The organism is Variovorax boronicumulans NBRC 103145 (assembly GCF_001591345.1).
Taxonomy (GTDB): Bacteria; Pseudomonadota; Gammaproteobacteria; order Burkholderiales; family Burkholderiaceae_C; genus Variovorax; species Variovorax boronicumulans.
Map to the genome: position 1 here is coordinate 1 of NZ_BCUS01000093.1, position 25,265 is coordinate 25,265.

Consider the following 25,265-nt stretch of genomic DNA (forward strand, 5'->3'; position numbering starts at 1 on the left):
GGCGGCGTGGCGGCGGGCTTGGGCGCGCCGGCCTTGCCGGCCAGCGGCGCGTTCGGGTCCCAGTCGCGGTTCTTGCGGGCTTCGGCTTCGTCCTGCTCGGCACCGCCGCGTTGCGTCTTGTTGACGAACGGGATCGGCACCTTGGTGACGTAGACCGCGATGCCCAGGGCGACGCCCAGACCGAGCACCAGGCCGATGATCAGCCCGATGACGATGTTGCCGCGTTGTCTGCTTGTCTTCTTCATGTTCAGAGGGTGATTCACATCTTGCTCGGCGCACTGACGCCGAGGATCGCGAGGCCATTGTGCAGCACCTGCGCGGCCGCTGCGACGAGTGCGAGACGCGCCAGCTTGACCGGCTCGTCGTCCACCAGGATGCGCTCGGCATCGTAGTAGCTGTGGTAGCTGGCCGCGAGTTCGCGCAGGTAGAAAGTCACGTCGTGCGGCGCGAAATCCTTCGCCGCCGCCGTCAGCATGGCCGGGTACTTGGCCAGCAGCAGCATCAGCGCCTGGGCCGCCGGGCTGTCCAGCGGCGACAGGTCGACCGCCTTGAGCGCGGCCACGTCGCCGCCCCAGGCCGCGAGCACCGAGCAGATGCGCGCGTGGGCGTACTGCACGTAGTACACGGGGTTGTCGTTGTTCTTGGTGACCGCCAGGTCGACGTCGAAGGTGTACTCGGTGTCGGGCTTGCGGCTGAGCAGGAAGAAGCGCACGGCATCGGTGCTGGTCCACTCGATCAGGTCGCGCAGCGTGACGTAGCTGCCGGCGCGCTTGCTGATCTTGACCTCTTCGCCGCCCTTCATGACGCGCACCATGGTGTGCAGCACGTAGTCGGGGTAGCCCTCGGGAATGCCTTCGCCCGCGGCCTGAAGGCCGGCGCGCACGCGCGCGATGGTGCCGTGGTGGTCGGTGCCCTGGATGTTCACGACCTTGTGGAAACCGCGCTCCCACTTGGCGATGTGGTACGCGACGTCGGGCACGAAGTAGGTGTACGAGCCGTCCTTCTTCTTCATCACGCGGTCTTTGTCGTCGCCGTAGTCGGTCGACTTCAGCCACAGCGCGCCGTCCTGCTCGTAGGTCTTGCCGGCGGCCACGAGCTTGGCCACGGCCGCTTCGACGCGCCCGCTCGTGTAGAGGCTGGACTCGAGGTAGTAGTTGTCGAAGCGCACGCGGAAGGCCTGCAGATCGAGGTCCTGCTCGCGGCGCAGGTAGGCCACGGCGAATTCGCGGATGCTGTCCAGGTCGTCGATGTCGCCGCTGGCGGTGTATTCGCGGTCGTCCGACTTGACGGTCTTCTTCGCCTTGAAGTCCTCGGCGATGTCGGCGATGTAGTCGCCGTTGTAGGCCGGGGCCTTTTCGCCGCTGGGCCACTCAGGGTCGCCGGGCTTGAAGCCCTTGGCGCGCAACTGCGTGCTGTTGGCCAGCGTCTGGATCTGCACGCCGGCGTCGTTGTAATAGAACTCGCGCCACACGCTCTGGCCCTGCGAGGCCTGCAGGTTGCAGATGGCGTCGCCCAGCGCGGCCTGGCGGCCGTGCCCGACGTGCAGCGGACCGGTCGGGTTGGCCGAGACGAACTCGACCAGCACCTTTTCGCCGGTGGCGGGCTGCTGGCCGAAGGTTTCGCCGGCGGCCAGCACCTCGCGCACGATCTGCTGCTTGGCGGCAGCCTTCAGGCGGATGTTGAGGAAGCCGGGACCGGCGATCTCGATGGCCTCGACCCATTGGCGGAAAGCGGGGGTGGCGAGCAGCGCAGCGCTCAGTTCCTCGGCCAGTTCGCGGGGCTTGCGCCCCAGCGGCTTGGCGAGCTGCATGGCAGCGGTGCTGGCGAAATCGCCGTGCGCCGCCACCTTGGGCGACTCGAACGCGGCTTTGGCGCCGGCGCCGGGAGAGAGGGTTTCGAGCGTGTTCGCGAGCGCCGCGAGCAGCTCCTGTTTGACCAATAGCATCTGTGAATTTTACCGGGGGCAAACCCGGACCCAGTTAACGATCGTCATCCGATGGGCGATGTCGCCCGTTAGGATGGTCGGCCCCGAGGCGGGGCGTCTGTCACAACCCAACCTTGCAAGGACATATCCACCATGAAGAAGCTCCTTTCCCTGGTCGCCTCCACCGTCGCGCTCGGCGCCTGTCTGTCGTTCAGCGCCTACGCGCAGGACAAGGCACCCGCCCCGGTCGTGGCCCCCGCTGCCGCCGCCGCACCTGCGGCAGCCCCTGCCGCTGCGGCCGCACCCGCCGGTGGCGCCAGCTGCGATGCCAAGGCGATCGACAAGAACGGCAAGCCCCTGGCCGGCGCCGCCAAGAACAGCTTCATGAAGAAGTGCACCAAGGCCGCCGCCGCACCCGCCTGCGCCGCCAAGGCGGTCGACAAGAACGGCAAGGCCCTGGCCGGTGCCGCCAAGAACAGCTTCATGAAGAAGTGCGAAGCCGACGCGGCCAAGGCCTGATCCGGCGCGGCGCCGCCCTGCGGCGCTGACATTTGTTACCCCCCGAAGTCAAAGGGCCCGCTCACGCGGGCCTTTTCTTTTTGTCTTTGTTTTGATTACTTGCCGAAGCCGCGCGCCAGGAACACCGCCACCAGCGGGATCAGCGCGATCAGGTGCGCCTGGATCATCACCAGCTTGCGCGTCTTCAGGATGTCGGCCTCTGCCGGCAGCTTGCCCGTGGCGCGCAGCGTCTTGCGCCAGCGGAAGTAGGTCAGCGTCGGGAAAATCGACAGCACGCCCACGATGATGAACAGCGTGAGCTTCACGTGCAGCAGCGGGTTGGTCCAGTACCAGGCCGTGCCCTTCACGCCCCACCAGGTGCGCGCGATGCCGGTGGCCAGCACCGCGATGGCGGCGATGCCGTAGACCATGTCGACCTTGGCCAGCCGCTCGACCACGGCGGCATTGAGCCATTGCACGCGGCACAGCGCGGCTTCACTGGAGATGAACACGACCATCGTGAGGATGGCCAACAGATGCAGGTAGGCGAGGATGGCTTCGAGGGTCATCGGAAACTTTCTTCATCGGGGTTGCAAGCAAATGCAAAAAGCATTGTGCCGCCCGGTCACGATTTCAGGACCGCCCGCCCCAGAATTCCGGCTGCCCGTACTGCGCTTTGAGGAAATCAAGCCACAGTCGCACACGCAGCGGCAGGTGCTTGGTGCCTGTGAACACCGCATAGATGCCGTTGGGCGGTGCGGCGAAGTCGTCGAGCAGGGGCACGAGCAGGCCGGCGTCGATCTCGGCCTCGACCTCCCAGGTGCTGCGCCAGGCGATGCCGTGGCCCGCCAGGCACCAGTCGTGCAGCACCTGGCCGTCGGAACAATCGAGCGGGCCGCTGGGGCGCAGGTGAATGAGCTCCTGCACGCCCTCCTCGCTGGTAATGCGAAAGGCCCAGCCGCGCGTCTGCGAGGCGTCGCTCGACAGCGTGAGGCAGGCAAAGCGCGACAGCTCGCCCGGGTGTTTGGGCGCGCCGTGGCGGCGCAGGAACTCGGGCGTGGCGACGCAGCGGCGGCGGTTGTCGGCCAGGCGCACGCTCACGAGCGACGAGTCGGGCAGGTCGCCCACGCGCACGGCGCAGTCGAAGCTCTCGCCCGTGACGTCGACCACGCGATCACTGAGGTTCAACGAGATCGTCACCTCGGGATGCAGCGCATGAAAGCGCGGCACCAGCGGCGCGACGTGGCGGCGGCCGAAGCCGGCCGGCGCGGTCACGCGCAGGTGGCCGCTGGCCTTCACGCCGCCGGCGCTCACGCTGGCCTCGGCGTTCGCGAACTCGGTCAGGAGGCGCTGGCAGTCTTCGAGAAAGGCGCTGCCCTCGTGCGTGAGCGCGATGCGCCGCGTGGTGCGCACCAGCAGCTTGACGCCCAGGCGCTCTTCGAGCGCGTCGATGCGACGGCCCATGATCGCGGGCGCCACGCCTTCCGCCTTGGCCGCCGCGGTGAGGCTGCCGCGGGTCGCGACCGAGACAAAGGATTCGAGCTGCTTGAGGCGGTCCATGGCGCGGGAACTATATCGCCCGCCGCGCATTGAGCAGGGGTTCAGTCGCCGGCCGTGACGCCTTGCGCCCGCAGCGCGGCGATGTCGCCGTCGCTGTAGCCCACCTCCTTCAGCAGCGCCTCGCTGTGCTCGCCGATGTGCGGCGGCTGCAGGCGGATGCCGGGGCGTTCGCCGCCCAACGTGAACGGCGCGAGCGGCACCTTGGCCATGTGGCCGTCGTTCATGCGCACGGGCGCGAGGCCGCCGGTGGCGTTGAGGTGCGGATCGTCGAACAGCTCCTGCGGCTTGGTGATGGGCGCGAAGGGCAGCTCGTTCTGCTCGAACACCGCGCTCAGTTCGGCCGCGCTGTGATTCGCGAGGTGCGAGCGCAGGATCGGCATCATCCACTCGCGTGCGCGCACGCGGTCGTTGTTGGTCTTCAGGCGCGGGTCGGCCAGCATCTCCTCGAGGCCGAAGGCCTTGCAGAAGATGGCCCACTGCTTGTCGCTCACGGCCGCCAGAAAGATCTGCTCACCGTCCTTCACCGTGAACACGTCGTACACGGCCCAGGCCGAGATGCGGCTGGGCATCGGGTCGGCGGCCTTGCCGGTGGCGGCGAACTGCATCATGTGCTGCGCGACCAGGAACACGTTGTTCTCGAACAGCGCCGACTGCACCTCGCAGCCCTTGCCGGTGAGATCGCGCTGGCGCAGCGCGGCCATCGCACCGATGGCGCCGAACATGCCGCCCATGATGTCGTTCACGCTGGTGCCCGCACGCAACGGGTCGCCGGCACGGCCGGTCATGTAGGCCAGGCCGCCCATCATCTGCACCACCTCGTCGAGCGCGGTGCGGTGGTCGTACGGGCCGGGCAGGAAGCCCTTGTGGCTCACGTAGATGAGGCGCGGGTTGAGCTTGGCGAGCGTGTCGTAGTCGAGCCCCAGCTTCTTCATCGTGCCGGGCTTGAAGTTCTCGCTCACGATGTCGGCGGTGGCGATGAGACGCAGCGCGGCCTCCACGCCCTCGGGCTTCTTCAGGTCGAGCGCGATGCTCTTCTTGTTGCGGTTGAAGGTCGGGAAGAAGCCCGCGCCCGAGCCCAGCAGGCGGCGCGTGTTGTCGCCCTCGATGGGCTCGACCTTGATGACCTCGGCGCCCAGGTCGGCCAGCAGCAGGCCGCAGGTCGGGCCCATGACCATGTGGGTGAACTCGACGACGCGCACGCCCGCGTAGGGCAAGGGATTGGCTTCAGACATGAGAGAAGGTTTCCTGGACAAAGCCCTTGGGCAGGCCGGCTTCGGGCGTCATGCCGTAGACCGGCTCGCCGGGCAGGCCGGCCTTGAGCGGCGCGCGCGCCGCGATGAGTGTGTCGATGTCGATGCCGGTGCGCACGCCCATGGCCTCGAACATGAAGACGAGGTCTTCGGTGACCGCATTGCCCGACGCGCCCGGCGCATACGGGCAGCCGCCGAGGCCGCCGAGCGAGGCGTCGAAGGTGCGCACGCCCTCGTCCCACGCGGCCAGGCAGTTGGCGATGCCCAGGCCGCGCGTGTTGTGCATGTGGGCCGCGCCCGCGTGCACGCCGAGTTCGGCGCGCAGCCGCTTGAAGAGGCGGCGCACCTGCGCGGGGTTGGCGTAGCCCACAGTGTCCGACAGGCCGACCTCCTGCGCGCCGGCCTCGACGCACTGCACGGCCAGGCGGATCACGTCGTCTTCCGGCACCAAGCCCTGCAGCGTGCAGCCGAAGGCGGTGGAGATGCCGGCTTCGAGCTTCACCTGCGGCGCGAGGGCACCGCGCAGCTCGGCGATGGCGCGCACCTCCTCGACCATCTCGGTCGGCGTCTTGCGCACGTTGGCCAGCGAATGCGCCACGCTGGCCGACACCGGCATCGTGAGCTTGTGCACGCCGGCCTCGAGCGCGCCCTGCGCGCCCTTGCGGTTGGGCACCAGCGCCATCACCACGAGACCGGGCAGCGTGACGGCGTGGCGCACCACCTCGGCGGCGTCTGCCATCTGCGGCAGCAGCTTCGCGGGCACGAAGGAGGCGACCTCGATCTCGCGCAGGCCAGCGGCATGCAGCGCATCGATCCAGCGCAGCTTGTCGGCCGTGGGCATGGTGGCCTTCACGGACTGCAGGCCGTCGCGCGGACCGACCTCGCTGATGAGAACGTCGGGGGAGGTCATCGGGTGCTTTCTTGACTGTTCTATCTTGCAGAACTATATTCTGTTAAACAGAATTAAATCGGCAAGCCCGCCGACTGTCAAGCCACGCCATGCCCCGCAAAGCCCAGATCGAATCGGTGTCCGACCTCAACGCCGCCCCCGGCGGCGCCGCCGCGGTCGACCGCGCGCTGAGCCTGCTGTCGGCCTTCCGGCCCGGCGACGAGGCGCTGTCGCTCGCGCAGTTCGCCGAGCGCACGCAGCTGTACAAGAGCACGGTGCTGCGCCTGCTGGCCTCGCTCGAACATGCGCGGCTGATCCGCCGGCAGGACGACGGGCGCTACGCGCTGGGGCTGGAGATCGCGCGGCTGCACGGGCTGTACGCCGCGTCGCAGTCGCTCGACCGCCTCGTGCTGCCGGTGCTTCGCACGCTCGCCGCCGCCACCGGCGAGAGCGCGGCGTACCACGTGCGGCAGGACCAGGGCGACAGCTGGGTGCGGCTGTGCCAGTTCCGCGTCGATTCCTCGCACGTCGTGCGCGACCATGTGCGCGCGGGCGATCTGCTGCCCAACGACCGGGGCGCGGGCGCGCGCGTGCTGATCGCCTTCGGGCCCGAGGCCGAACGGCCGCGCGGGGCGAAGGAGCGCAAGCTGTACGACGCGATCCGCGCGCAAGGCTATTGCGCGCTGGTGGGCGACCGCACGGCCGAGCTGGCGGGCATCTCTGCGCCGGCGTTCCATGCGGATGGCGGCCTGGCCGCGGCGGTCACGCTGACGATGCCGACGCACCGCTACGACGCGGGCTACATCGAGCCCGTGCGCGCAGCGGCGAAGGCGCTCAGCGGGCAGGTCTGAGCATCAGGATTCAGCCTTGAAGCCCGAATTCTTGATCGGCAGTTCCCACCGCTTCAGGTGCGTCGCCTGGATCGTCGCCAGCTCCGCCGGCCCCGCGTGCGCCGGCACGAGGCCCAGCGCGTAGATCTTTTCCTGCACATCGGGCATGCGCAGCGCGTCGGCCACGGCCTTGTCGATGCGCGCGACCAGCTCGGGCGACATGCCAGGCGGGCCATACAGTCCGAAGAAGGCATCGGCCGTCACGTTGATGCCCGCTTCTTTCAGCGTCGGCACGTCGGGCAGCGCGCGGCTGCGCTTTTCGCCCGTCACCGCGAGGATGCGGACCTTGCCCGCGCGGTGGTGCTCGATGGTTTCCGAGGCGGTGTCCACCATCAGCGGCACCTGTCCGCCGATGAGGTCCTGCGCAGCCGGCGCGCCGCCGCGGTAGGCGACGTGCGTCATCGGCACGCCCGAGGCCTGCGCCAGCAGCTGGCCCGCGAAGTGCGGCACCGTGCCGGCGCCCGAGGTCGCGTAGTTGGCTTTGCCCGGGTTGGCCTTCATCCAGGCCAGCACCGCCTTCAGGTCGCCCGCCGGCGCGCCCGGCCCGGCCGTGACCGCGAAGTCGAAGGTGCTGCCGAGCGCGATCGGCGTGAAGTCCTTCACCGTGTCGTAGCCGAGGTTCGAATACAGCCACGGGTGGATCACCATCGCGCCGCTGGGCGAGAAGATGAGCACGCTGCCGTCCGGCGGCGAGCGCTTGAGTTCGGCCAGCGCCAGCCGGCCGGCCGCGCCGGGCTTGTTGTCGACGATGACGCTCTGCCCGAGCGACACGCGCATCTTGTCGGCCAGGATCCGCGCGACCACGTCGGCCGACCCGCCCGGCGGAAAGCCGATCAGGATGCGCACCGTGCGCTCCTGCGCGAACGCCATCGGCGCGAGCGCCGTGGCGGTGATGACGGCAGCGGCCTGCGCTGCGAACTGGCGGCGTTGCATGGGGCGGTCTCCTCGGGGTGGTTGTTCTTCGGTGTGCGTGGAGTCTTCAGCGCAGCGCGGCCAGCAGCGCCTCGTTCTGCGCCGGCAGGCCGACGCTCACGCGCAGCCATTGCGGCAGGCCATAAGGGCCGAGCAGCGAGACCTCGATGCCGGCGGCCAGCAGGCGCGCGTGCACGGCCGGCGCGTCGCCGACCTGCACCATCACGAAGTTGCCCGACGACGGGACGTACGGCAGGCCCAGCGCGGTGAAGCCCGCGGCGAGCTGTTCGCGCCCGGCGGTGTTGAGTTCGTAGGTGCGCGCCAGGAAGTCGGCGTCGCCCAGCGCCGCCACGGCCGCGGCCTGGGCCGGCGTCGTCACGTTGAAGCGCGGGCGGTGCGCGTTCATGCGCGCCGTGAGCGCCGGCTGCGACACGCCGTAGCCGATGCGCAGCCCCGCCAGGCCGAAGGCCTTGGAGAAGGTGCGCGCCACGATCAGGTTGGGCAGGCGGCGCACCCATTCGATGCTGTCGTAGCGCTGCGCGGGCGCCAGGTACTCGGTGTAGGCCTCGTCGAGCAGCACCGTCACGTGCGCGGGCACCGATTGCAGAAACTCGCGCAGCGGCGCAGCATCGATGAAGGTGCCGGTCGGGTTGTTCGGGTTGGCCACGAAGACCAGCTTGGTGTCGTCGCCGATGGCGGCGCGCATCGCGTCCAGGTCGTGGCCGAAGTCGCGCGAGGGCACGACGGTGGCGCGCGCGTGGGCGTGCGCCGTGGCCGCCGCATAGACGATGAAACCGTACTGCGAATAGACGACGTTCTCGCCCGGCTTGAGGCTGACCTGCGCCGCGAGCTCGAGGATTTCGCTCGACCCGCTGCCCAGCGTGAGCCACTCGGGCGGCACGTCGAGCCGTGCGGCCAGCGCCTGCTTGAGCGCGGTGCCGTTGCTGTCGGGGTAGTTGCCCGCACCTTCGAGGGCGGCGGCGGCGGCGCGGCGGGCCGACTCGGGCATGCCGAGCGGGTTTTCGTTGGAAGCCAGGAGGATCATTGCGGCGGGAGCTGATTATTTAAGAAGTTAAATATATACAGCTGCCACCGGCCCGGCCTCAGGGCCTACCCTTTGAAGCGAGGCTGTGGCCTGGGTCGATTACCTTCATTTTTGTCACAGATAAATCTCACTTTCGGCTCTTACTCGCCCGCAAAGTATCGAATACAGTTCTCCCATGGCTTCACCTGGGGCAAGTGCGCCCCACTGCTGCGCCGCCCCCCGATTTCCTGTTTTTTGCATTGCGTTCCCCAAGGAGAAACACATGACCGACCGCACCACCGCCCACCGACTCCAGGTCGCGACCGAACTGCACCGCTTCGTCGAAGAGAAGGTCCTGCCCGCCAGCGGCGTGGCCAGCGACGTGTTCTGGAAGGGCTTCGACGCCATCGTCCATGACCTGGCGCCCAAGAACGTCGCCCTGCTCGCCGAGCGCGACCGCCTGCAGAGCGAACTCGACGCCTGGCACAAGAAGAACCCCGGCCCGATCGCCGACATGCCGGCCTACCGCGCCTTCCTGGAAAAGATCGGCTACCTGCTGCCGCAACCCAAGGGCGTGAAGGCCACCACGGCCAACGTCGACTCCGAGCTCGCGCTGCAGGCCGGCCCGCAGCTGGTGGTGCCGATCCTGAACGCGCGCTACGCCCTGAACGCCGCCAACGCGCGCTGGGGTTCGCTGTACGACGCGCTGTACGGCACCGACGCCATTCCCGAAACCGGCGGCGCCGAAAAGGGCAAGGGCTACAACCCCGTGCGCGGCGCCAAGGTCATCGAGTTCGCGCGCAACGTGCTCGACCAGGCCGCCCCGCTGGCCAACGGCTCGCACAAGAACGCCACCGGCTACAGCGTGAAGGACGGCCAGCTGGTCGTCGCGCTGCAAGGCAGCAGCACCGGCCTGGCCGATGCGTCGCAGTTCGTCGGCTACCAGGGCGATGCCGCCGCGCCGTCGTCGGTGCTGCTCAAGCACAACGGCATCCACCTGGACATCCGCATCGACCGCAGCACCGCCATCGGCAAGAGCGATGCGGCCGGCGTGAGCGACCTCGTGCTCGAAGCCGCGCTCTCGACCATCCTCGACCTGGAAGACTCGGTGGCCGTGGTCGACGCGGCCGACAAGGTCGTCGCGTACGCCAACTGGCTGGGCATCGTGCAGGGCACGCTGACCGAAGAAGTCGCCAAGGGCGGCAAGACCTTCACGCGCGGCCTGAACGCCGACCGCGAGTACACCGGCGCCAACGGCCAGCCGCTGAAGCTGCACGGCCGCTCGCTCATGTTCCTGCGCAACGTGGGCCACCTGATGACCAACCCGGCCATCCTGTATGAAGGCGGCAAGGAAATCCCTGAAGGCATCCTGGACGCCGTGGTCACCACCACCATCGCCATGATCGACGTCAAGCGCAAGGGCAACTCGCGCACCGGCAGCATCTACATCGTCAAGCCCAAGATGCACGGCCCGGCCGAAGTCGCCTTCGCCAGTGAGCTGTTCGGCCGCGTCGAGCAGCTGCTCGGCCTGCCCGCCAACACCGTCAAGCTCGGCATCATGGACGAGGAGCGCCGCACCAGCGTGAACCTGCAGGCCTGCATCGCCGAGGCCGCCGCGCGCGTGGCCTTCATCAACACCGGCTTCCTGGACCGCACCGGCGACGAGATGCACACCGCCATGCAAGGCGGCCCGATGATCCGCAAGGGCGACATGAAGTCCAGCGCCTGGATCGGCGCCTACGAGAAGAACAACGTGCTCGTCGGCCTGAACTGCGGCCTGCGCGGCAAGGCGCAGATCGGCAAGGGCATGTGGGCCATGCCCGACCTGATGGCCGCCATGCTCGAGCAGAAGATCGCCCATCCCAAGGCCGGCGCCAACACCGCCTGGGTGCCCTCGCCCACCGCCGCCACGCTGCACGCGCTGCACTACCACCAGGTCAGCGTGACCGCCGTGCAGCAAGAGCTCGAGAAGATCGACGCTGACGGCGAGCGCGAGAACATCCTGAACGCGCTGCTGCAGGTGCCGATCGCTGCGCAGGCGAAGTGGACCGACGCCGAGAAGCAGCAGGAAATCGACAACAACGTGCAGGGCATCCTGGGCTACGTGGTGCGCTGGGTCGACCAGGGCGTCGGCTGCTCGAAGGTGCCCGACATCCACAACGTCGGCCTCATGGAAGACCGCGCCACGCTGCGCATCTCCAGCCAGCACATCGCCAACTGGCTGCTGCACGGCGTGGTCACCAAGGCGCAGGTCGACGAGGCCTTCCAGCGCATGGCCAAGGTGGTCGACGAGCAGAACGCCGGCGACGCGCTGTACCAGCCGATGGCCGGCCACTTCGACACCTCGGCCGCCTACAAGGCCGCGCAAGACCTGGTGTTCAAGGGCATCGAGCAGCCCAGCGGCTACACCGAGCCGCTGCTGCACGCCTGGCGCCTGAAGGTCAAGGCCGCAGCCTGACGCGCGCCTTGCGCAGTGCCGGCCACCGCCGGCACAGACGCCTCGGAGACACGCAACGAACGGCGCCCTCGGGCGCCGTTCTGCATGGGGCGCGACATGCCGGTAGCATCGACGCCGCCCTCTTCTCTCTCTCCGGTCTCCGTCTCTCCCGATGAACAAGCACGCGGCTTCGCCGCCCCCGACCCGCGGGTCGACCTCGGCCGCGGCCATGCTGGTCGCACTGGCCACCGCCTTCGCGCTGAGCCAGGCCTTTCGCACCGTCGGCGCCATGATGGCCACGCCGCTCACGCAGCACTTCGGCCTCACGCCGCAGGCGCTGGGCACCTGGGCCGGCACCTTCCATTTCACCTTCGGCATCATGCAGCTCGCGATGGGCGTGTCGATCGACCACTTCGGCGTGCGCCGCACCGTGCTCACCGCCTTTCCGCTGGCCATCGCGGGCGCCGCGCTGTGCACCGTCGCGCCGGGCTTCGGCGCGCTGCTGCTGGGGCAGGCGCTGATCGGCGTGGGCTGCGCGCCGGCCTTCCTGGCCTGCACCGTGTTCATCGCGCGGCACTTCGACGCCGCGCGCTTCACCGCCATGTCGGGGCTGGTGATGAGCCTCGCGGGCATGGGCATCCTGTTCACCGGCACGCCGCTGGCGCTGCTGATCGAAGCCGCCTCGTGGCGCGCCGGCTATGCCGCGCTGACCGCCTTCGCCGTGCTCTCGTGGATCGTCATCTTCTGGCGCGTGCACGAGCCCGCGCGCACGACGACAACAACGATCGCATCGGACGAGCCCGCACCCGAGCGCCAGTCGCTGCGCCAGGCCGTGCGCGACCTGCTGCCGCTGTTCGCCATGCCGCACACGCTCGGCCTGCTGTGCTTCGCCTGCGTGTCGTATGCCGCTTTCATCACGCTGCGCGGCCTGTGGCTGGGCCCCGTGCTGCACGACCGCCACGGCCTCTCGCTCGTGGCCAGCGGCAACGTGGCGCTGGTGATGACCGTCGCCGGCATGGCCAGCCCCATGCTGTTCGGCCGCCTCGACCCCGGCGGTGCGCGCCGCACGCGCTGGATGATGCGCTGCGCCTTCGCCGGCGCGGCGATGTTCGCCGCCATGGCCCTCACGCAATCGCGCGCCATCGACATCGGCCTGCCGATCGTCTACGGCATGCTGTCGGGCTACAGCGTGCTGCTGTACGCGTACACCAAGAACGCCTACCCGGCGGCCGTCACGGGCCGCGCGATGGCGCTGCTCAACATGGCGATGTTCCTCGGCGTCTCGCTGATGCAATGGACCACCGGCGTGGCCGCCTCCTGGGCCGTGGCCCAGGGCAGCGAGCCGTTCCGCGCGGTGTTCCTCACGGTGAGCGGGATGCTGGCGGCGGGGACGCTGGCGTTTCTGCTGCTGCCACGGGCGCGTGAACGTGCGCGTCCGACGTCGGCCGACCTTTGACGGGGCGCGAGCGCTCGGGCCGGTTCAGGCTCTGACTTCCGAGACTTCGTCTCGGAAATCAACGGTGCGAACTTCCGGGGCGACGCTCAGGCCGCATCGCCCAACCGCGCTCGCACCTCACGCCGGCTCAACTGGCGCTTGGCCACCGCATAGACGTCGTGGCGCCCGTACATGCCGAGGTGCGTGAGCAGGCCCGATGCCGCACCGCTGCGGGTGACCACGCAACGGCGCAGCACGTCGTAGCACCTGGGCTCCGGCTGCGCCGTGCCTGCGCGCTCGGGAAACTTCGCGAGCACGACCTCGAACCAGCAGCCGTCGACGCAGTGCCACTGCGTGGTCTCGTCGATCACGTGGTAGACCGCGTAAGGCGTGTCGCCGCGCCGCGCGGCCCGGTCCACACGGCGCGCCGCGCGCGCCTCGCGCAAGCGCCGGTTCGGCAGCAGGATGCCGGTGACCGGGTGCACGAACAGCTCGACGCCCGGCGCTTCGTGCAGCGGCACGCCGTCGCGGGTTCCCCAGCGGTGAGGCCGCACCCGCACCTCGCCGTCGCACAGCACCGCGTCGCGCGCCACGAAATCGTCGACGTGCAGGAAGATGTGCGCCTGCACCGTGCTGCGGCGATCGATGCCGCTGCACAGCTCGGCGTACACCTTGTCCCACGGCCGGTGCACCTGCTTGTGCAGCCAGCGCTTGAGCGGCTGGAGGTTTTCGCTCAGCCACTTCGGATGCTGCAGGCCGCGCTTCATGCCCAGGTGCGAACCGCGCTCGGGGCTGTTGCGCCACGGGCGGCCATCGCCCTGCACGCGCCAGCCGCCGCGCGGACGCTCGACGATCACCTTGTCCATGTCGTCACGCATCGTCGGCCCTCCGCCCAAAGTCACGCGCGGCTTTCTGCAGCGCCACCTTCTGCGCGCGCCGCTCGGCGCGGTGGGTGCGCAGGTGGCGGCCCGCGCCCTGGCTGGATTCGCGGCGCGCCATCGCGGCCACCACGGGATTGCGCGGTGCCGACGCGGGCACCGCAAAGTAGAACCGGCCCAGACGCTTGTCGTCGTCGCGGGCCTTTCGTTGAGCACTCATGTGCACACACTCCGAAAAACAAAAAGGCCCCGGCGAATGCAGTTGCGCGCGGGGCCCTTGTCGATTCGGCCGCGGCGGATGCGAAGGTGCACATCCGGCCGGGGCGGTCGGTGTGCGTCAGGTGTTCAGTGAACGGTTCATTGAATGGTGTTCTCGCCCGGGAGGTTGATCGTCGCCGTGCGCGGTGTCTGGAAAAACGGTCGCTGAAAAAGGAAGGGCGGATTCTGGCGAGGGCCTTCGCCGTGCGCAAGCCCGGCGCGGCGCGCTGTGGCGCAAAGCTGACAGGGCACATCGGTTGAATCCGCTTCACGCATCGCGCCGTATGGCATCTCAAGCGCATCGCGCCCCCGAGCTGTTGGCGGTTTCCACAGAGCCTTTTCTTCCAGGAGACATCCATGAAAAAACTCGTGATCGCCCTCGGCGTGTCGGTCCTGCTCGGCGCGTGCGCCGGCAGTGGCATGAGCAACGCCAGCAGCAATGCTGCCACCCCGATGGTCGGCGGCGCGCCGATGTACCCGACGAAGGACATCGTCGACAACGCGGTGAATTCGAAGGACCACACGACGCTGGTCGCCGCGGTGAAGGCGGCCGACCTCGTGGCCACGCTCAAGAGCCCGGGCCCGTTCACGGTGTTCGCGCCCACCAACGCCTCGTTCGCGGCGCTGCCGGCCGGCACGGTCGACACGCTGCTCAAGCCGGAGAACAAGGCCACGCTCACCAAGGTGCTGACCTACCACGTGGTGCCCGGTCGCATGGACAGCGCGGCGCTGACGAGCGCGATCAACGCAGGCGGCGGCAAGGCGACACTGAAGACCGCCAGCGGCGGCACGCTCACGGCGACGATGAGCGGCGGCACGGTGTGGGTGACCGACGCCAAGGGCGGCACGGCGGCGGTGACGATCGCCAATGTCTACCAGTCGAACGGCGTGATCCACGTCGTCAACAAGGTGCTGCTGCCAGGTTGATCGGCAGGCGGGCGGCGGCCCTTCGTCAGCTCCGCTGCGCGGCCTCCGCCTCGTCGCGCAGCCATTGCGCGAAGTCCTGCGCGTCGCGGTTGCCCGCGGCGCGCCGCGACATCTCGATGAAGTAGCCGCGGTGCGATGCCACGCCCTGGCCGAGTGGCGCCACGAGCCGGCCGTCGCGCACCAGTTCGCGCAGCAGCGGCAGGCGCCCGATGACCACGCCCTGCCCCGCCACCGCGGCGGCCACCGCATCGGCGTACTGCGAGAAGCGCAGCGTGCTCTTCATGCGCAGGTCTTCCAGCACCATCACCTTGAGCCACGGCTCCCAGTCGGCGGTCGGGGCTTCGCTGTGGTCCGGGTACTCGATGGTCAGCAGCGTGAGCTTGGAAAAATCGGACAGCTCGCGCAGCGACGCGGCCACCTGCGGCGCGCACAGCGGGATCACCGATTCCTCGAACAGCGCCGGGCCCACGCCGCGCCCGATGGGAACGAAGCGCACCGCAAGGTCCAGCCGGCTCACGTCCAGGTCGAGCACGTCGAGCGTGGCCGACACACGCACGTCGACCTGCGGATGCGTGCTGGTGAAGCGCGCCAGTTTCGGAATGAGCCACAGCGACGCGAAGCCCGGTGTGGTGGTGATCGACACCTGCCGCGGCGCGGCGCTGGCGCGCACGCGCGCAGTGGCGTCGCGCAGGCGCTCCAGGCTGTCGGTGACGGCGCGCTGCAGCACGCCGCCGGCCTCGGTGAGCGCGAGCGCACGGTGGCGGCGCTCGAACAGCAGCACGCCCAGGCTGGCTTCGAGCTGCTGGATCTGCCGGCTCACGGCCGACTGCGTGAGGTGCAGCTCGCCCGCCGCCAGCGTGAAGCTGAGCCGGCGCGCGGCGGCCTCGAAGCTGCGCAGCAGTTCGAGCGGCGGGAGCTCGCCGGCAGGGGTTTTCGCATTCTCTGGAGGCATGCAACGAGTTCCGAATGACCGCGTGTAAGAGAGGGTTCGGCTCACTATATTCATTCGTATCACGAATGCAATGGAGGTTCCCATGAGCACCACCGACCGGTCCCCTTCCACCTTTTTCTCCTCGTCGAGCTCGCGCTTCCACGTGAGCCTGCCCAGCCGCGCCGTCTTCGCCGTGCCCGACGGCGCGGGCGTGGGCATCGAGTGCCGCAGCGGCGCTGTGTGGATCACGCTCGACCGCGACCCGCGCGACATCGTGCTCGGGCCGGGCGAGCGCTTCGAGAGCACCGAGCACCGGCGCGTGCTGGTGTCGGCGCTGGAGTCGTCGTGCATCTCGGTGTCGGACGCGCAGCCCGCCGCGCTGCCGAACCCGGCCTCGCGCGCACAGGCTCGCGTGCGGTCGCCTTGGCGACTGGCGCTGCACGGGTTGTCCCCGGCTTGACCGCGGGCGCCGTGGCATCGAACCTCGATGCCATGGACCGCCCCCGCAGGGAGCAGCACCGCGCGCCGCCGTGACGACAGGCGGCTTTTTGCTTTGGGCGTCCGTTTTCCTTCTTGGCCTTGAAAGGGACACGCCCATGACCACCACTTCCGGCGCAGCACTCGCATGACCGCGCCGCAACCCACACCCCAACCCTGCGTGCTGTGCGAACAGGCCGACGGCATCGCCACGCTCACGCTGAACCTGCCGCACAAGCTGAACCCGATCGCGAAAGACCTGCAGGTCGAACTGCGCGACGCGCTCGAGCGCATCCGCGACGACCGCACGGTGCGCGCCGTGATCCTCACCGGCGCCGGCAAGGCCTTCTGCGTGGGCGCCGACCTGAGCGCGATGGCGCCGCCCGGCGAACCCGGCCAGACGCTCGGCGACCAGACCGCCGAGTGGATGCAGAAGCTCAGCAACCCGCTCATCGAGACGCTGCGCACGCTGCCGGTGCCGGTGGTGGCCGCCGTCAACGGTCCGGCGGCCGGTGCGGGCGTGGGCCTGGCGCTCGCGGCCGACGTGACCATCGCCGCGCGCAGCGCCTACTTCTACCTTCCGTTCCTGCCCAAGCTCGGCATCGTGCCCGACCTGGGCTGCACCTGGGCCATTCCGCGCCGCGCCGGCCGTGCGCGCGCGATGGGCATGGCGCTGCTCGACGAGCGCCTGAGCGCCGGGCGCGCCGTGCAGTGGGGCCTGATCTGGGCCTGCGCCGACGACGAGCAACTGATGGACGAGGCCCGCGCCATCGCGCAGCGCCTGGCGCGCCTGCCGGCGCACGCGGTGCTCGAAGCGCGCGAGGCCTTCGAGGCCTCGGAGCACCACACGCTGAAAGAACAACTGCACTACGAAAGCGAGCGCCAGCGCGCGCTCATCGACCGCCCCAGCTTCCGTGAAGGCGTGAGCGCCTTCCTGCAGAAGCGCCCTCCTGTTTTCGAAACCCGCTGACGTCCCCATGACCATCGAACGCACCCTCTTCACCGCCGACCACGAGGCCTTCCGCGACAGCTTCCGCCGCTTCATGGACAAGGAGATCGCGCCCTTCCACGACGACTGGGAAGAGCAGGGCTACGTCGACCGCGCCGTCTGGTCCAAGGCCGGTGAGAACGGCTTCCTGTGCATGGCGCTGCCCGACACCTACGGCGGCGCGGGCGCCGACCTGCTCTATTCGGTGATCCAGTTCGAGGAGCTGTGGGCACGCGGCTTCACGGGCATCGGCTTCGGCCTGCACAACGAGATCGTGGCGCCGTACATCCTGCGCTACGGCACCGAGGCGCAGAAGCAGCACTACCTGCCCAAGCTCGCCAGCGGCGAGATGGTCGGCGCCATCGCCATGAGCGAGCCCGGCGCGGGCAGCGACCTGCAGGCCGTGAAGACCAGCGCCATCCGCCAGGCCGACGGCAGCTACCTGCTCAACGGCAGCAAGACCTTCATCACCAACGGCTGGCACGCCGACCTGGTGATCGTGGTCGCCAAGACCGACCCGGCCGCCGGCGCGAAGGGCACGAGCCTGTTCCTCGTCGAGCGCGGCATGCCGGGCTTCGAGAAGGGCAAGCGCCTGAAGAAGCTGGGCCTGAAGGCGCAGGACACCTCCGAGCTGTTCTTCAACGACGTGCGCCTGCCCGCCGAGGCGCTGCTGGGCGATATCAATCGCGGCTTCGTCTGCCTGATGGAGCAGCTGCCCTGGGAGCGGCTGCAGATCGCGATCAGCGCGGTGGCCGCGTCGCAGGCCGCCATCGACCACACCGTGGCCTACGTGAAGGAACGCAAGGTGTTCGGCCAGCCCGTGGGCAACTACCAGAACACACGCTACACGCTGGCCGAGCTGCAGACCGAGGTGCAGGTGGCGCAGGTGTTCGTCGACAAGTGCATCGAGCTGCTCATGGCCGAGAAGCTCGACACCGCCACCGCGAGCATGGCCAAGTACTGGACCAGCGACCTGCAGTGCAAGGTGATGGACGAGTGCGTGCAGCTGCACGGCGGCTACGGCTTCATGTGGGAGTACCCGATCACCCGCGCGTACGCCGACGCGCGCGTGCAGCGCATCTACGGCGGCACCAACGAGATCATGAAAGAGGTGATCACGCGCGCGATGGGCCTCGGCGGGCGCTGACCCACGCCGCATTTGGCACCACTGGCGCCATGGAAAGGGCTGCGGGAGAATGCCGCGCATGCCCATCCTCAACGCCTTCTACGCCCAGTCGGGCGGCGTCACCTCGGTCATCAACGCCTCGGCCTGCGGCGTGATCGAGACGGCGCGCCAGCACCCGGACCGCATCGGCACGCTCTATGCCGGACGCAACGGCATCCTCGGCGCGCTCACCGAGGACCTGATCGACACCAGCGCCGAGCCGGCCGCGGCCATTGCGGCGCTGCGCACCACGCCCTCGGGCGCGTTCGGTTCGTGCCGTTACAAGCTCAAGTCGCTCGAGAAGAATCGTCGCGAGTACGAGCGCCTGATCGAGGTGTTCAAGGCGCACGGCATCGGCTACTTCTTCTACAACGGCGGCGGCGACTCGGCCGACACCTGCTTCAAGGTGAGCCAGCTGTCGCAGTCGATGGGCTACCCGCTGCAGGCCATCCACGTGCCCAAGACCATCGACAACGACCTGCCGCTGACCGACTGCTGCCCCGGCTTCGGCTCGGTGGCGAAGTACGTGGCGGTGTCCACGCTCGAAGCCTCGTTCGACGTGCGCTCGATGGCCGCCACCTCCACCAAGGTGTTCGTGCTCGAGGTGATGGGCCGCCACGCCGGCTGGATCGCCGCGGCCGGCGGGCTGGTGGCCGACCATGGCATTCCGGTGGTGGTGCTGTTCCCCGAGATCGAGTTCGACGCGGCCCGCTTCCTGGCGCGCGTCGATGCCATGGTGCAGCAGCACGGCTACTGCTCGGTGGTGGTGTCCGAAGGCTGCCACCACCCCGACGGCACCTTCCTGGCCGAGCAGGGCGCGCGCGATGCCTTCGGCCATGCGCAGCTGGGCGGCGCGGCGCCGGTGGTGGCGCAGATGGTGAAGGAGGCGCTGGGCCACAAGTTCCACTGGGCGGTGGCCGACTACCTGCAGCGCGCGGCGCGGCACATCGCCTCGGCCACCGACGTGAAGCAGGCCTACGAACTGGGCCAGCGCGCGGTCGAGCTGGCGCTCGAAGGCCGCAACGCGGTGATGCCGACCATCGAGCGCACGAGCGACGTGCCCTATGCGTACACGCTGGGCGCGGCGCCGCTCGAAGCGGTGGCCAATGTCGAGAAGCCGATGCCGCGCGACTTCATTTCGGACGACGGCTACGGCATCACCGAGAAGTGCCGCCGCTACCTGCTGCCGCTGATCGCGGGCGAGGACTACCCCGCCTACCGCGACGGCCTGCCGGTGTACGCGACGCTGCGCAACGTGGCGGTGCCGAAGAAGCTGCCGGCCTTCGCGCTCGCATGACGGTGGTCATCGACACCGCGCGCTGTCCGCTGTGCGGCGAGGCGAACCGCTGCGCGATGGAGGTCGAGCGCGAGACCGGGCAGGCGCAGCCGCCCTGCTGGTGCATGGCCGCCGATTTTTCGCTGGCGCCGCTCGACACGCTGCCGCCCGCGCTGCGCGGCCAGGCCTGCATCTGCGCGCGCTGCGCCGCGGGCCTGCCGCCGCCTCAGGACTGAGCGACGTCGCCCTGCGACTGGGACTGCGACTGCCCCTGTGCAGGCTCGGCAGCTTCCGTCGCGGCTTCCGCCACATCCCCCGCCGTCACCATCGTCGGCGCCGTGCCGCTGCGCTGCGCGGTGACCACGCCGTGAATGAACTGCAGCTTGCCCACCGCCGCGCGCGGCAGCACGAAGGGGTAGTAGTCGGGCTGGCCCATGCTGCGCGACAGCTCGTTGAGCATGCTGGTCAGCAGCACCCAGCCGTTGATGAAGTCCAGGAATTTCGCGGCATCGGGATGCTCGGGCTGCCACAGGTCGGCGGCGGTGAACAAATCGCTCTGCAGCTCCACGTTGCTCGCGTCGATGCCGAAGCTCATCGCCGTGTCGGCCGTGTCGGCCATGTGCAGGTAGTGGGCCCAGGTCTCGGCCCAGTCTTCCCATGGGTGCATGCTCGCGTAGCTGCTGACGAAGCGCTGCGCCCAGTCGGGCGGCGGGCCCTGTTCGTAGTGCTGCTGCAGCGCGGCGCCGTAGTCGGCGCGCTCGTCGCCGAAGAGCGCGCGGTAGTCGTCGATCCAGCGCGTGGGCAGCACCAGCAGGTCCCAGTAGTAGTGGCCGATCTCGTGGCGGAAGTGGCCCAGCAGCGTGCGGTAGGGCTCATGCATCTCGGCGCGGATGCGCTCGCGCACGGCGTCTTCGGCCTCCTCGGCGTTGAGGGTGATGAGGCCGTGCTCGTGGCCCGTCATCACGTGCGGGGCGCCCGGCATGTTGCTGAGAAAGTCGAAGGCCAGCCCGTGCACCGGATCGGCATGGCGGCTCACCACCGGCAGGCCGAGCGCGAGCAGCTGAGAGATCAGGCGGCGCTTGGGCATCTCGAGCTTGCGCCAGAGTTCGCCGTTGGCTTCCACCGACAGATCGGGGATGGTGCGCGTGACGCTGCAGGCCAGGCAGTAGCCGGGCGCCAGGCCCTGCGTGTCGGCGGGAATGGTCTCGCCCTCGCGCGGCTGCGCCACCATCCAGTTGCAGGCGGCCGGCGTCATGAGGTTGGCGCAGCGGCGGTAGGTGGCGCCGTGCGGGTCGCCGAAGACGGTGAAGGTGTCGGGCAGCGCGCCCTCGCCTTCGGCCGGTGCCAGCGGCACCACGCCGAGCCGGTCGATCACGTAGCCCAGCGGCGTGTGGCAGGCCAGGCACTCGCTGTTGCGCAGGAACACGGGGCGCCCGCACTGGCAGCGGTAGGCGCGGCTGACGGTGGGCGCGGCGAGTTCGGCCGAAAGCGTGGGGGCCGCATCGGGTACAGCCGGGTCGTGGCCGGAGTCGGGGGTCGATGGATGCATGGCTTGTTCTTTAGAGACTTGACGCACAGGGGACAGCCGCCGCATTGTGCGACCGGCCCGTGCGCGGTCGACGCCGCAAACACCGATATGCTTGTAGGACGACGGACCCGCGACCGTCCCTGCGCCGCCCCATGACCTCCCCACAACCCCCTGACACGCCGCCCTCCATGGGCGCCCTGCGCGCCCGCTACGGCGAGCGCTACCGCTGGTACCTGCTGCTGTCGGTCATGGTGGGGACGATGGCGTCCATCATGTCCTCGACCATCGTCAACGTGGCGATCCCCGACATGAGCCACCACTTCGCGCTGGGCCAGGAGCGCGCGCAGTGGGTCAGCTCGGGCTTCATGGTGGCCATGACGGTGTCGATGCTCACCACGCCGTGGCTGCTGTCGCGCTACGGCTACCGGCGCACCTACGTCGGCACCATGCTCCTGCTGCTGGCCGGCGGCATCGTCGGCGGGCTGGCCAACCACTACCCGCTGGTGCTGCTGGCGCGCGTGGCCGAGGGGCTGGCGGCGGGCGTGGTGCAGCCCATTCCGGCCATCATCATCCTGCGCGCCTTCGAGCCGCACGAGCAGGGGCGCGCCAGCGGCATCTTCGGCATGGGCGTGGTGCTGGCGCCGGCCATCGGACCGAGCATCGGCGGCGTGCTGGTCGACCTGTTCGGCTGGCGCTCGATCTTCTTCATGGTGGTGCCCTTCTGCCTGGCCTCGATCTGGCTGGCCTACAAGTTCGTGCCCAAGACCGCGCCCGGCGGCGTCGCCGCGACGCGCGGCAGCGGGCTCGATGCGCGCGGCCTGGCGCTGGGCACCGTGGGCACGCTGTGCCTGCTGAACGGGCTGGTCGAGCTGCGCGGCGATTCGCCGCTGCAGGCCACGCTGCTGCTGGCCGGCGCGCTCGTCTCGTTTGCCGCCTTCGTGTGGTGGCAGCGCCGGCTCATGGCCTCGGGCGGCGCGCCGCTCATGAACCTCGCGCTCTTTCGCTACCGCCAGTTCGCCATGGGCAGCCTGGTCGCCTTCATCTACGGCACCGCGCTGTTCGGCTCGACCTACCTGCTGCCGGTGTACATGCAGGTGGGGCTGCACCTGTCGGCCTCGCACGTGGGCACCACCCTGCTGCCGGCCGGCATCGTGCTGGCCTTCACCATCGCGGGCGTAGGCCGGCTGGCCGACAAGCAACCGACCTGGCTCCTGGTGAGCATCGGCCTGGCGCTGCTGGCGGTGTCGTTCGCGCTCATGGCCGTGCTGCGGCTGGACAGCCCGCTGTGGCTGCTGGTGGTGTTCGCGATCGTCGGGCGCATCGGGCTGGGCTTCATCCTGCCCTCGCTCAACCTCGGGTCGATGCGCCCGCTGGCCAAGCCGCTCATCCCGCAGGGCGCGAGCGCGATCAGCTTCGTGCGCATGCTCGGCGGCGCCGTGGGCGTGAGCCTGTGCGCCATCATTCTCGAATGGCGCCTGGCGGCGCACGGCGACTCGCTCGCCAACCCGGTGAGCACCGCGGCACGGCTGGCCGCCTTCGACGAGGTGTTCCTGATGCTGGCCGGCCTGTGCGCGCTGGCCGTCTGCGCGGCCTGGCAGCTGCGCGAGCCGCCCGGCGAGGACACGGCGCAACACAGGGGGTAAACCCCGGCGGCGCGGGGACTCGCTTTCGCTTTCAATTGTTATCAGTTGTATCTAAAAGCGGAATCGGTTCCATGCATCGCAGACGTTTTCTCGCCGCCTCGGCCGCGGCGACGGCCGGACTCGGCCCCCTCCTTTCCTTGCCTTCCACCACCCTGGCCGCCGAGAACGGCGTCAGCGACGGCGAGATCGTCCTGGGCCACACCGGCATCCTGAGCGGCCCGTTGGGCGTGCCGATCAAGGTCGTGATGGCCGGCGCCGGGCTGGCCTTCGACGCAGTCAATGCGCAGGGCGGGCTCGCGGGCCGCAAGCTCAAGCTGGTCTCGCTCGACGACGAACTCAAGCCCGAGAAGGCCGTCGCCAACTACGAGAAGCTGCTCGCCGAGCACCGCGCCTTCGCCTTCTTCGGCTGCGTGGGCTCGGGCACCACGGCCGCCGCGGCCAAGGTGCTGGGCCAGAGCGGCGCGCCGATGGTGGGCGGCTATGCGGTGTCGGACTCGGCGCGCGAGAAGGTCGCGGGCGCGGGCTACTTCGTGCGCGCCACCTTCGCACGCGAGGCGCAGGCGCTGGTGCAGCACCTGAGCACCATCGGCGTCTCGCGCATCGCCGTGGCCTACCTGGACAACCCCGGCGGCGCCGAGGTGGCGCGGCTGGTCGAGGCCGCCCTCGACACGCTCAAGCTCAAACCCGTGGCCGCGGTGCCCGTGAAGGGCGACGGCACGACCAACGAGGCCGCGGGCAAGGCGCTGGCCGACAGCCAAGCGCAGGCCGTGCTCATGTATCTGGGTGGCGGCATCGGCGGCGAGGTCATGAAGAGCGCCTGGACCGCCGGCGGGCGCCAGATGTTCTACGGCATGTCGATCGTGCCGGGCGACGTCACCGCCAAGCTCGTCGGCGACAAGACCAGCGGCCTGGCCATCTCGCAGATCGTGCCCTACCCCTGGAGCGAGGTCGACGCCACCGCGCGCGAGTTCCGCCAGCTGGCCGAGCGCGCCAAGGTCGACATCGGCTACCTCAGCTACGAAGGCTATGTGAACGCGCTCGTGATGATCGAGGCCCTGCGCCGCACCGGCCGCGACCTCACCCGTGCGAAGCTGCACGCCACGCTGAAGGCGATGAAGCTGCGCATCGGCAACATGGAGATCGACTTCACCGGTGCGAGCAACACAGGCTCGCGCTTCATCGAGATGGTGCGGGTGACGAAGGAAGGGCGCTTCCTGCGATAGAGGCAGAGAGGCCGGGTCTGCTCACAGCCCCAACTGCGTGAGCGCCCAGGCCACCGTGCCCAGCTGCATCACGTTGAGCACCATCCCCGCGATGTGGAGCTTGCGGAACTGCACGATCGACGTGTCCGTGGCCGGGATCGTGTGGCGCAGCAGGTCCATGCGCGGAATGATGAGCCAGCGGCGCAGCGCGAAGGCCAGGCCGGCAATGAAGGCCATGCCGACCGCGAAGAAGGGCTTGCCGCACCACGCATAGCTGAGCGCCGCCGCGCTCGCGGTGAGCACCACGGCCACGTAGTAGACGTTGAACAGGCCGCGGATGAAGCGCGAATCCAGCGGCGTGTCGTGCGAGAGCACGAGCAAGGGCAGCGAGCCCATCATGAAGAACCCCATCCAGACCAGCAGGATGACGGTCGCCATGAGCGCAACGACGATGGGAAGCATCTTTGAAAACCCTCCGCGGCGCGCAAGCATACGCCCGGGCGGGCGTGGCGTCTCTCGGCGCTTACACGGCGCGCGCTGCCGCAGGCACCCGCGCCCCGCCATCGGCCACCAGCGCCGCGCCGGTCACGAACGAGGCTTCGTCGCTGGCCAGGAACAGGCAGGCGGCGGCCATCTCCTCGGGCGTGGCCATGCGCCCCAGCGCGATACGCGCCACCGTCTGCGCGCGCGCGGCGTCCTCGTCGATGCCGCGCTCGGCGGCCAGGTCGCGCATCTCCTGGCGGCTCATGGGCGTGTCGACCCAGCCGGGGCACAGCGCGTTCACGCGCACGCCCTGCGGCCCGTAGGCCTGCGCGGCCGAGCGCGTGAGCGCGACCACGCCGGCCTTGCTGGACGCATAGCTCGCCATGCCGGCACCGGCGTTGAAGGCCGCGACCGAGGCGATGTTGACGATGGCACCGCCGCCCTGCGCGACCATGCCGGGCAGCACGGCGCGCTGGCAGCGCATGGTGCCGCCGAGGTTGACCTCGTGCAGCCGCTGCCAGTCGCCGTCGTCGATGTCGGCCGCGTCGTCATTGCGGACGATGCCGGCGCAGTTCACCAGCACGTCGATGCGCCCGAACGCGGCCTGCACCGCGGCCACGGTGGCGCGCACGGCCGCGTCGTCGGTCACGTCGCAATCGAAGGCCGGGCCCTCGCCCACCGGCTGCGGAC

The 25,265-nt window shown here is 69.5% G+C and carries 24 protein-coding genes and 2 pseudogenes; 12 read left to right on the plus strand and 14 right to left on the minus strand.

Features of this window, described 5'->3' with window-relative positions:
* Nucleotides 1–245: pseudogene (locus tag VBO01S_RS22850) on the minus strand (SPOR domain-containing protein); the annotation flags it as partial.
* A 14-nt stretch (nt 246–259) separates the two neighbouring features.
* Nucleotides 260–1,945, minus strand: coding sequence for an arginine--tRNA ligase (gene argS, locus VBO01S_RS22855; protein ID WP_062479728.1), 1,686 nt, complete (start codon nt 1,943–1,945; stop codon nt 260–262).
* Nucleotides 1,946–2,077: 132 nt separating this feature from the next.
* On the opposite strand from argS, the gene VBO01S_RS22860 reads away from it, so the two are divergent.
* The gene (locus VBO01S_RS22860) at nt 2,078–2,443 is read left to right on the plus strand and encodes a hypothetical protein (protein WP_062479731.1); all 366 of its coding nucleotides are present in this window, start codon (nt 2,078–2,080) and stop codon (nt 2,441–2,443) included.
* 95 nt (nt 2,444–2,538) lie between these two features.
* Here the strand turns inward: VBO01S_RS22860 and VBO01S_RS22865 are convergent, their stop codons facing one another.
* The 4 genes from VBO01S_RS22865 to VBO01S_RS22880 all read right to left on the minus strand — a co-directional run bounded on the left by VBO01S_RS22865 (nt 2,539) and on the right by VBO01S_RS22880 (nt 6,142).
* Nucleotides 2,539–2,991, minus strand: a complete 453-nt coding sequence (locus VBO01S_RS22865) for a DUF2214 family protein (protein ID WP_056584391.1) — start codon at nt 2,989–2,991, stop codon at nt 2,539–2,541.
* 64 nt (nt 2,992–3,055) lie between these two features.
* Nucleotides 3,056–3,982, minus strand: coding sequence for a LysR family transcriptional regulator (locus VBO01S_RS22870; protein WP_062479733.1), 927 nt, complete (start codon nt 3,980–3,982; stop codon nt 3,056–3,058).
* A 41-nt stretch (nt 3,983–4,023) separates the two neighbouring features.
* Nucleotides 4,024–5,214: a CaiB/BaiF CoA transferase family protein gene (locus VBO01S_RS22875; RefSeq protein WP_062479735.1), complete on the minus strand. Its 1,191-nt coding sequence runs from the start codon at nt 5,212–5,214 to the stop codon at nt 4,024–4,026.
* Nucleotides 5,207–6,142, minus strand: a complete 936-nt coding sequence (locus VBO01S_RS22880; protein ID WP_062479737.1) for a hydroxymethylglutaryl-CoA lyase — start codon at nt 6,140–6,142, stop codon at nt 5,207–5,209. The genes VBO01S_RS22875 and VBO01S_RS22880 overlap by 8 nt, the downstream gene beginning before the upstream one ends.
* Before the next feature lie 89 nt (nt 6,143–6,231).
* Between VBO01S_RS22880 and VBO01S_RS22885 the strand changes: the two genes are divergently transcribed.
* Nucleotides 6,232–6,972 (plus strand): IclR family transcriptional regulator, encoded by a 741-nt coding sequence (locus tag VBO01S_RS22885; protein ID WP_062479739.1) that lies wholly within the window; start codon nt 6,232–6,234, stop codon nt 6,970–6,972.
* A 3-nt stretch (nt 6,973–6,975) separates the two neighbouring features.
* On the opposite strand, the gene VBO01S_RS22890 is transcribed toward VBO01S_RS22885, so the two are convergent.
* Nucleotides 6,976–7,944: a Bug family tripartite tricarboxylate transporter substrate binding protein gene (locus tag VBO01S_RS22890; RefSeq protein ID WP_062479740.1), complete on the minus strand. Its 969-nt coding sequence runs from the start codon at nt 7,942–7,944 to the stop codon at nt 6,976–6,978.
* A gap of 46 nt (nt 7,945–7,990) precedes the next feature.
* Nucleotides 7,991–8,974 (minus strand): annotated as a pseudogene (hisC, locus tag VBO01S_RS22895) (histidinol-phosphate transaminase); the annotation flags it as partial.
* A gap of 256 nt (nt 8,975–9,230) precedes the next feature.
* Between hisC and VBO01S_RS22900 the strand changes: the two are divergent.
* A complete protein-coding gene (locus VBO01S_RS22900; protein ID WP_062479744.1) occupies nt 9,231–11,405 on the plus strand; it encodes a malate synthase G in 2,175 nt (724 codons plus the stop codon).
* A gap of 151 nt (nt 11,406–11,556) precedes the next feature.
* Nucleotides 11,557–12,840: an MFS transporter gene (locus tag VBO01S_RS22905; protein ID WP_062479746.1), complete on the plus strand. Its 1,284-nt coding sequence runs from the start codon at nt 11,557–11,559 to the stop codon at nt 12,838–12,840.
* 86 nt (nt 12,841–12,926) lie between these two features.
* Here VBO01S_RS22905 and VBO01S_RS22910 read toward each other — a convergent pair whose 3' ends face one another.
* Complete coding sequence (locus VBO01S_RS22910; protein ID WP_062479747.1) at nt 12,927–13,697, minus strand: hypothetical protein; 771 nt, start codon at nt 13,695–13,697, stop codon at nt 12,927–12,929.
* On the minus strand, nt 13,690–13,917 hold the full coding sequence (locus tag VBO01S_RS22915) for a hypothetical protein (RefSeq protein WP_062479749.1): 228 nt from the start codon (nt 13,915–13,917) through the stop codon (nt 13,690–13,692). The genes VBO01S_RS22910 and VBO01S_RS22915 overlap by 8 nt, the downstream gene beginning before the upstream one ends.
* Nucleotides 13,918–14,312: 395 nt before the next feature.
* Here VBO01S_RS22915 and VBO01S_RS22920 point away from each other — a divergent pair, with 395 nt between their 5' ends.
* Nucleotides 14,313–14,882 (plus strand): fasciclin domain-containing protein, encoded by a 570-nt coding sequence (locus VBO01S_RS22920; protein WP_062479751.1) that lies wholly within the window; start codon nt 14,313–14,315, stop codon nt 14,880–14,882.
* A 25-nt stretch (nt 14,883–14,907) separates the two neighbouring features.
* Here VBO01S_RS22920 and VBO01S_RS22925 read toward each other — a convergent pair whose 3' ends face one another.
* Nucleotides 14,908–15,834, minus strand: a complete 927-nt coding sequence (locus VBO01S_RS22925) for a LysR substrate-binding domain-containing protein (protein ID WP_062479753.1) — start codon at nt 15,832–15,834, stop codon at nt 14,908–14,910.
* Nucleotides 15,835–15,916: 82 nt separating this feature from the next.
* Here VBO01S_RS22925 and VBO01S_RS22930 point away from each other — a divergent pair, with 82 nt between their 5' ends.
* From VBO01S_RS22930 to VBO01S_RS22950, 5 genes are all read left to right on the plus strand, one after another.
* Nucleotides 15,917–16,273 carry a DUF2917 domain-containing protein gene (locus VBO01S_RS22930; RefSeq protein WP_062479754.1) on the plus strand — a complete coding sequence of 119 codons (357 nt, stop codon included), beginning with the start codon at nt 15,917–15,919 and terminating at the stop codon, nt 16,271–16,273.
* A 165-nt stretch (nt 16,274–16,438) separates the two neighbouring features.
* Nucleotides 16,439–17,260 (plus strand): enoyl-CoA hydratase-related protein, encoded by an 822-nt coding sequence (locus VBO01S_RS22935; protein ID WP_062479756.1) that lies wholly within the window; start codon nt 16,439–16,441, stop codon nt 17,258–17,260.
* Between the two features lie 7 nt (nt 17,261–17,267).
* Nucleotides 17,268–18,425, plus strand: a complete 1,158-nt coding sequence (locus VBO01S_RS22940) for an acyl-CoA dehydrogenase family protein (protein WP_062479758.1) — start codon at nt 17,268–17,270, stop codon at nt 18,423–18,425.
* 58 nt (nt 18,426–18,483) lie between these two features.
* On the plus strand, nt 18,484–19,740 hold the full coding sequence (locus VBO01S_RS22945) for a 6-phosphofructokinase (protein ID WP_062479772.1): 1,257 nt from the start codon (nt 18,484–18,486) through the stop codon (nt 19,738–19,740).
* On the plus strand, nt 19,737–19,955 hold the full coding sequence (locus VBO01S_RS22950) for a cysteine-rich CWC family protein (RefSeq protein WP_062479760.1): 219 nt from the start codon (nt 19,737–19,739) through the stop codon (nt 19,953–19,955). Before VBO01S_RS22945 ends, VBO01S_RS22950 begins: the two co-directional genes overlap by 4 nt.
* Here VBO01S_RS22950 and VBO01S_RS22955 read toward each other — a convergent pair.
* Nucleotides 19,946–21,268 (minus strand): zinc-binding metallopeptidase family protein, encoded by a 1,323-nt coding sequence (locus tag VBO01S_RS22955; RefSeq protein WP_062479762.1) that lies wholly within the window; start codon nt 21,266–21,268, stop codon nt 19,946–19,948. The two genes, VBO01S_RS22950 and VBO01S_RS22955, sit on opposite strands and share 10 nt — an antisense overlap.
* 131 nt (nt 21,269–21,399) lie before the next feature.
* Between VBO01S_RS22955 and VBO01S_RS22960 the strand changes: the two genes are divergently transcribed.
* Entirely contained in the window at nt 21,400–22,890 is a 1,491-nt protein-coding gene (locus VBO01S_RS22960; protein WP_062479763.1) for a DHA2 family efflux MFS transporter permease subunit, read from the plus strand.
* Between the two features lie 137 nt (nt 22,891–23,027).
* On the plus strand, nt 23,028–24,113 hold the full coding sequence (locus VBO01S_RS22965) for an ABC transporter substrate-binding protein (protein WP_255221178.1): 1,086 nt from the start codon (nt 23,028–23,030) through the stop codon (nt 24,111–24,113).
* Between the two features lie 21 nt (nt 24,114–24,134).
* On the opposite strand, the gene VBO01S_RS22970 is transcribed toward VBO01S_RS22965, so the two are convergent.
* Together VBO01S_RS22970 and VBO01S_RS22975 are read right to left on the minus strand one after the other, a co-directional pair.
* The gene (locus tag VBO01S_RS22970; RefSeq protein ID WP_062479768.1) at nt 24,135–24,554 is read right to left on the minus strand and encodes a hypothetical protein; all 420 of its coding nucleotides are present in this window, start codon (nt 24,552–24,554) and stop codon (nt 24,135–24,137) included.
* A gap of 61 nt (nt 24,555–24,615) precedes the next feature.
* A partial coding sequence (locus tag VBO01S_RS22975; RefSeq protein ID WP_157627429.1) for an SDR family NAD(P)-dependent oxidoreductase occupies nt 24,616–25,265 on the minus strand: 650 nt, incomplete at its 5' end.